Source organism: Anaerosporobacter sp. (assembly GCF_965301125.1).
Genome location: NZ_CBDLAM010000044.1, coordinates 1 through 7,086 on the forward strand (window position 1 = coordinate 1; position 7,086 = coordinate 7,086).

Consider the following 7,086-nt stretch of genomic DNA (forward strand, 5'->3'; position numbering starts at 1 on the left):
TGCTTTTGTAAAAGAAATCTAAATATGAAAACCGCAGACACCCATCCAGTAAAACCTGGAACCGCCAAAAGAATACATAATATAATAAGTGGGGGATTTGCAGTAACCGCAAAAACTGAACCTGCTATGAAAGCGGTTCCTATAATACCAACGATAAGTGCCCACATAGTTGGCATGCTACTTTTTGAACGTTCTAGTGCTTCTATCTCCGATACACACCCGTCAAAATTACGCTGTAAGCGAGTCAACTCTGTTTTATTACATATTTTCCTATCCCTGCGAAAGCGAAGTGCTATGTGTCCCGAATATCCATTTTCTCCATGATATGTTCTATTGAGATCTTCCTCCCAGCCAAAACATGGATAGCTATCTAGATACAATGATACCATTGACTTTGGCACAATCTTTTCCTTATATTCATAACCGATGTAATCTGCTCCACCCTTACTTATTGTTGTCATTATTTTCATCACGCTCCTTCCTCTCAATCTTTCTTGGAAGCCTTACCTTAAATGTTGATCCTTTTCCCTCCGTACTGTCTACCGTAATAGTCCCATCCGCCAATTGTAGGACACGCAAGGCCAAGGCCAGTCCGAGTCCATTACCTTCCATAGAATGTGAGGTATCTCCTTGATAGAACTTGTCAAATATATGTTTCATTACTTCCCGAGACATTCCACACCCGGTATCAGCTACTTCTACAATGATAGCTTCCTCTTCTGAATACTGCCGAAGAGTTACTAAACCACCAGCCTCTGTAAATTTGAAAGCATTGGATAGTAAATTGTTCCATACAAGCCCCATCAATTCTTCATCGGCTTCTATCAAAGCTGTATCTTCCATTTCAGCTTCGAATTCAATTTCTTTATTATCCCAAATAGACTCAAAACCTATCGCGCATTCTCCAAGCTGACGGCATAAGTCATAAGTTTCCGGTTTTGGTTTTATCTACTGGCTTTCTAATTTATTCAATTTTAAAATATTAAAAATTAGTGATGCAAGCCGATGTGTACTTTCTATAATCGAATCTACATATTCCTTCTGTGCTGCCGTCAATTCTGTTGACTGAAGCAATTGCCCATAGTTTTGAATCACTGCCAAAGGTGTTTTCAATTCATGAGATACGTTGGCTGCAAAATCATTTTTTAAAGTTTCAATGGAACCTAGTTCCTCTACCATGGTATTAAAATCCATAAACAACGTATCAATATAATCCATATCATTTACCGCATGTCGAATTGGCAAATAAACTGAAAAATCTCCTTCTGCCACTTTTTTTGCAGCACTACTTAACGTCTTTATATGACGGTCAAAGCTTAGATACTTCTCTAAACTAAGCACCACAGATATCAATAATGCAACCACGATACAATATACAAAATACCACTTTACATATGGTCCCGAATTCTCCCAAATCAAATTGAATCCGCCATAAAAACCCGCTGGAAGTGCCATCACAATGGCTAAGAAAAAGACAAAAAATATAAATGCCGGTAAGGAGAAATATCTGCGCGTAATACGGGCGTCAAAATAAAGTTCATTCTTTCTCATAAAAGTACCACCTTATATCCAAGTCCTCTGATTGTTTTTATCTGAATATCAGGACATATGGAAAATTTGTCACGCAACTTTGTAATATACACGTCTACTGCCCGAAGTCCCGTATCACTTTCTACTCCCCAAAACTCGTCCATAAGCTGAGCGCGGGAAAATGTATGGTTTGGATAGGAAAGAAACTTGAACATGATATTAAATTCTCTGGTTGTAACAGGAATCTCCTGCGTTCCCATTGTAATTGTCATAGCATCTGCATCTAAAAGTAGGCTTCCAACATTCAATTTACGACTTGCTTCTATATTTGCCCTTCGCAATAATGCTCTCACCCGCATGAGTAATTCGCTCATATCAATGGGTTTTACCATATAATCATCAATCCCTAAATCAAACCCCTTTTGTTTTGCAGATAGATCATCTTTTGCACTGATAAGCAAAATAGGAATTGTCTTATTCAACATTCTTACTGACTGTGTAAATTCAAATCCATCTATCCCCGGCATCATAATATCAGAAATAATCAAATCATAAAGATTACTATACATTTCATCATATGCACTTTCTACTGATAGCACCCCTTTTGCTTCATAACCATTATTATTCAGATAAGTACAGACACTCTGTGTCAATTTTGCATCGTCATCTACTACTAAAATTTGAATCATGTTTTTTACCTCCATTCTTTAAACTAACTCTTTACTCAAAGGAACCGGTTTCATATGTATCATTTTTATGTATCCGATTGATATGCCCAATCATGTAAAACCCAAGCAAAGCCGCACAAGTTCCCATAATTGCTCCAAGCAAACCATTTACTGAGGGCTTCTGAATATCAGCCGCAAATGCAAGAATAGCAGCTTGTGTAAGCACTAGTGAAATCAATGACGTTCCAAGGCTAATGGTTTTCAGCGCATGAAGGAACGGTGAGTGTCCTTTTCTATATTTCATAACGCCATACAAATTCACTCCAATTTCTGTAAATGTAATCGTAGCAATTGTAATTGCAGCGATTTCTCCATAATTAACCTCCTTTGGGTTATAGATCGTCCATATGGAATAAGCCACATACAATAAACTTGCTATAATCATAATCATACCCGCAAGTCGATAATAAAAGTATTGATTTTTCCGTTCCTCTGAACGTACTTTTCCCACAATCGCACAATATCTCGCCACGGCCATCCCAAGCGTATAGCATCCACTCATGCATACAAAGATAGATAATGAGAATATTCCAGAAATAATTTTACCAAGCCCCAGCAGAATACTGAATGCTCCAACAGCTCCGGTAATATGTAAAGAACGCTTGGAAAAAAAATGATAGACTTTTCTTATTTTCTTATTACTGCTTACAAGCAACCTTTGAAACATCTGTACCTCTCCCTAATATTTTATTACCTAACTGTATCATCCTTTTGTTTGAAAATTGTTAAGACAAACAGCTTTTTTACAATCTTGAAATCTCTAAAAAAGGCCGCTCCATCGAGCGACCTTTTCTTCTTCCATAATCAAAAATACCTATTTATTGAGAATTCATACAGCTTCCGATGGGACTCGAACCCACGATCTATTGATTACGAATCAATTGCTCTACCAACTGAGCCACGGAAGCATTATACGAATATAATAATACTTTCAACCGACATTTTCAAGTATTTATTTGCATTTTTTCTAAATAATTGAAAAATTAGAAAGATTCCCTACAAATGTATTCCATTGGATATGTAAACATTCTTTCTTGTTTTAATAGTGATTTTTTATCGAGGATTATATCTACTGCTTTATGTGCTATATTCACATAATCATGCCCAATTGTAGTTATAGATGGATACACGGCTTTAGATAGATTTATGTTATCAAAACCAACAATTTTGATGTCTTCTGGTACTGACAGTTTGTGCTTATAAGACTCATTCAGAGCCCCAACAGCAATAACATCATTGAAACCAATCACTACTTCAGGTCTAATTTGTAATTCTAATAATTGACTCATCCCTTCCATTGCATATTGGGCAGTAAGATCCCCATCAATTACATAACCTTCATGATTATTAAAAATTCCTTTATCTACAGCCTCTTTATAAAGATTAATTTTTGCTTCTGTCAGTTTAGCGCCCCGTTTTCCCACTAACAAAGCTACATCTCTATATCCTTTACCAGCAATATCATTAAGCAACATCAAAAATCCTTGTTCTTCATCACTTTGTACACAAAAACAATGGGTATCTGGATAGCTCCAGTTAATCATTACAATAGGTAAACGCTCTTCATATTTCTTTAGTAATTGATACAACTGCGTTGTTTGTGAACTTTCTCCACCCATATAGATAATTCCATCAACTTGTCTCTCAATTAATGTTTGAAGATACATATCATAGTTTACTGAACCCTCGCTTGTATTATAAATCATCATAGAATACCCATTAATGAATGCATACTTCTCTGCTTCTAATAAAACGGTTGCATAATAAGGATTCGTTATATCAGGTAATATGCACCCGATAAGTTTTGTTTCATTTTTAAACAAACTTCTAGCTACTTCATTTGGTTTAAAGTCATACTTGTCTATTAAACTTTGAATCTTTTGTCTCGTGTTTTCTGAAACCTTCGTGCTGTTATTGAGAACACGCGATACTGTAGCAACTGATACCCCTGCTTCTGTTGCTATATCATATACTGTTATATTCTTACGCATTTTTCTACCTTTGAAAATGCGAATATCTCTCAGATGACTATCTAAAACACATACCTTGTTTGATATCCGATTATCTGCAATCCTTTCTATAATATGAAACTCATCAATCCTTATTTTACTAAGAATCGATGAGTTTTACAATACGGATACAAATGATACAAATTACCCACTATATTTTTTTTCAAAATAACCTAATAATTTATATAATAATGCTGCTACAACACAAAGAATTACAATACTCATGATTACATAATCTAGTTTAAAAACTTGACTACCGTAAATGATCAGATATCCAAGTCCCGCTTTAGCAGCTAAGAATTCTCCTATAATAACTCCGACTAGCGATAAACCAATGTTTACTTTCATAACACTGATTATGGACGAAATATTACTTGGTATAACAACTCGGAATAATATATCCTTTTTGGTTCCTCCTAATGTTCGAATTAATTTAATCTTATCCTCTTCCACTTCTATGAAATCAGTATACAATGTTATGATACTACCAAAAACCGCCACAGAAATTGCTGCAATTATTATTGTCTTCATATTGTTACCTAACCATACAATAAACACAGGTGCTAAAGCTGATTTTGGTAAACTATTCAGAATAACAAGATATGGCTCTAAAACTTTGGACACACTATCATTCCACCAAAGTATAATCGCTATTATTAGTCCTAGTAAAATAACTAAAGAAAAACTAATAAATGTTTCTAATAAGGTTATACCTATATGCTGAAACAAACTACCATCTGCCGCCATAGTATAAATACATTTAATAACACGACTAGGGCTACTGAATACAAATGAATCAATAATACCATATCTGGTAGCTAACTCCCACACTCCTAGGAATATAACTAGTATCAAGATTTGAGCCAAACGGATTCGTTTCATTTTAGTAATATATGCTGCTACATATGCATGTTGTGCAGAGGATACTATGGCGGAGCGGTCATTGTTCCTACGCTCTAAGCTTCGTAATGTCCTCACGCTGGTTCAACTCCTTCCATATTAAATTGAAGTAGTCTTTGAACTGTGGTGCACTTCTTGCAGCAAAAGGTGTTCTCTCCCCCTCCACAGTTAGGTTAACATCTATAATCGTTTTTACTGTAGCTGGTCTATCTGTAAGAACTATAATTCTGTCAGCCATACTTACCGCTTCTGCAATATCGTGTGTAATTAAAACTGCCGTTTTCTTCTCTTTACGAATAATACTCCAGATATCATCTGAAACTTCAAGACGGGTTTGGTAATCCAGTGCCGAAAATGGTTCATCAAGTAACAAGATATCTGGTTCCATTAATAGGGTACGAATTAATGCTGCACGTTGTCTCATTCCACCAGATAACTGTGATGGTTTTGAATCCCGAAATGTAATTAATCCATACGTCTCTAACATCTTATTAATGATTACATAACTCTCTTCTGTTAATTTATGCTGAATTTCAAGCCCAAGAGTTAGGTTTTTCAAAGTGGATCTCCACTCAAGTAAATGATCTTTCTGCAGCATATATCCGATGTTCTTTCCTGAAGTTTTGGCTTCTTTCCCATTTATATAGATATTTCCACTACTCGGAGTAATAAGTCCAGCAATTAGCGATAGCATTGTTGATTTCCCACATCCACTTGGACCAACAATCGCTACAAATTCACCCTCAGAAACGGAAAAATTAACATCCGTTAATGCTGTTGTCTCACCCGACAGTGTATGGTAAGAATAGCTTAAGTTCTCTATTTTTAGTAGTTCCCTCATATTTGACCTCCTGTCTATCAGGTGGATACCTACGTTCATATTGTATTATATGTCGCCAAATAATATGGGTTACCTCATTAGAGGGCAATCTTTAGACATATTGCTTGATGTATTTATTAATTGTTTTCTTTCGATGCTTTCATCCCATCAAGCATCGATGAGACATCATATAAATTAATAATTTTATTATCCGCTGTACTATACACTGGTGCCCCATTATCTGTATCCACAAGCACATAGCTTTTTTCTAAATATCCATTGACCATATCAACGAATTCAGATACATCGCCGATATCAGAATCCTTTGGTTTATATGTAACAAACTCGATTTTCTTATTTAAGAGATCTTTCTCTTTACCTTCTTCAGTCAATGAGAATATACGGAGGTTAAAATTTGCAATATCCTGAAATACTGTAGGTTGCCAAAGAAGTAAATAATCATTCTTTCCATCGTTATATATGTAAATTCCATTCCACCCTACGTGAACGGTATCAGCATGCCCTGTCCAAATTAGCTCATCGGAACTACCGGAATATATCGAGACAGTTTCTTCTTCACCAGTCGCAGGGTAATTAATAACATAGGTCACATCCACAACTATCTTTTCATCTATTCCATCATGAGTAAGATCCGAATACCAAATAATTGGTTCCTCTTGTTTCACGTCAGAATCCGTTGCTATATCATTAGATAGTACTTTAACAAAATGAACACTTCCCTTAGCTTTATCTCCTGTGACATAAAAAGTGTAATTACCAGACTCAGTAATTTCAATAGTAAAATTACCGTTCTCCACATCATCACCGCGGTAAATGACCGTTCCATTTTCGTTCTCCACGAGAATGTCCACCTTACCATTCTCTATATCAATAGTAGTATCAATTTTATCTCCGTTAGATAAAGGCATACTGCTATCAACTGAAGAATTTAATACATCAAAGTCCACCAAAAACTGCGTATCATTCCCAGTTTTACTTCCCGTAAATGTAGACGTATTATTTCCGCACCCAATGAGGCAGATAGGAAAAATCATTAATACTAAAATAAATGAAATATTTTTTATTCTGTCCATAATTA

General features: G+C 35.5%; 9 protein-coding genes and 1 tRNA gene. All 10 read right to left on the bottom strand.

The annotated features are described in order from the left end of the window. Positions 1 to 461, bottom strand: a 461-nt coding sequence (locus ACW2QF_RS06870; RefSeq protein WP_455715258.1) for a hypothetical protein, incomplete at its 3' end; no start/stop codon positions are given. Then, entirely contained in the window at positions 445 to 843 is a 399-nt protein-coding gene (locus tag ACW2QF_RS06875) for a sensor histidine kinase (protein WP_455715259.1), read from the bottom strand. The genes ACW2QF_RS06870 and ACW2QF_RS06875, both read right to left, overlap by 17 nt. 105 nt (positions 844 to 948) lie before the next feature. Then, positions 949 to 1,551: a histidine kinase dimerization/phospho-acceptor domain-containing protein gene (locus tag ACW2QF_RS06880; RefSeq protein WP_455715260.1), complete on the bottom strand. Its 603-nt coding sequence runs from the start codon at positions 1,549 to 1,551 to the stop codon at positions 949 to 951. After that, complete coding sequence (locus ACW2QF_RS06885; RefSeq protein WP_455715261.1) at positions 1,548 to 2,219, bottom strand: response regulator transcription factor; 672 nt, start codon at positions 2,217 to 2,219, stop codon at positions 1,548 to 1,550. Before ACW2QF_RS06885 ends, ACW2QF_RS06880 begins: the two co-directional genes overlap by 4 nt. A 31-nt stretch (positions 2,220 to 2,250) precedes the next feature. Next, entirely contained in the window at positions 2,251 to 2,925 is a 675-nt protein-coding gene (locus tag ACW2QF_RS06890) for a hypothetical protein (protein ID WP_455715262.1), read from the bottom strand. Between the two features lie 168 nt (positions 2,926 to 3,093). Continuing rightward, positions 3,094 to 3,166: transfer RNA gene (locus ACW2QF_RS06895), tRNA-Thr, on the bottom strand. A 75-nt stretch (positions 3,167 to 3,241) separates the two neighbouring features. Beyond that, positions 3,242 to 4,249, bottom strand: coding sequence for a LacI family DNA-binding transcriptional regulator (locus tag ACW2QF_RS06900; RefSeq protein WP_455715263.1), 1,008 nt, complete (start codon positions 4,247 to 4,249; stop codon positions 3,242 to 3,244). A gap of 162 nt (positions 4,250 to 4,411) precedes the next feature. Further along, the gene (locus tag ACW2QF_RS06905) at positions 4,412 to 5,149 is read right to left on the bottom strand and encodes an ABC transporter permease (protein ID WP_455715280.1); all 738 of its coding nucleotides are present in this window, start codon (positions 5,147 to 5,149) and stop codon (positions 4,412 to 4,414) included. A gap of 67 nt (positions 5,150 to 5,216) precedes the next feature. Beyond that, positions 5,217 to 6,008, bottom strand: a complete 792-nt coding sequence (locus ACW2QF_RS06910; RefSeq protein ID WP_455715264.1) for an ABC transporter ATP-binding protein — start codon at positions 6,006 to 6,008, stop codon at positions 5,217 to 5,219. Between the two features lie 116 nt (positions 6,009 to 6,124). Further along, positions 6,125 to 7,086, bottom strand: a 962-nt coding sequence (locus ACW2QF_RS06915) for a hypothetical protein (RefSeq protein WP_455715265.1), incomplete at its 5' end; no start/stop codon positions are given.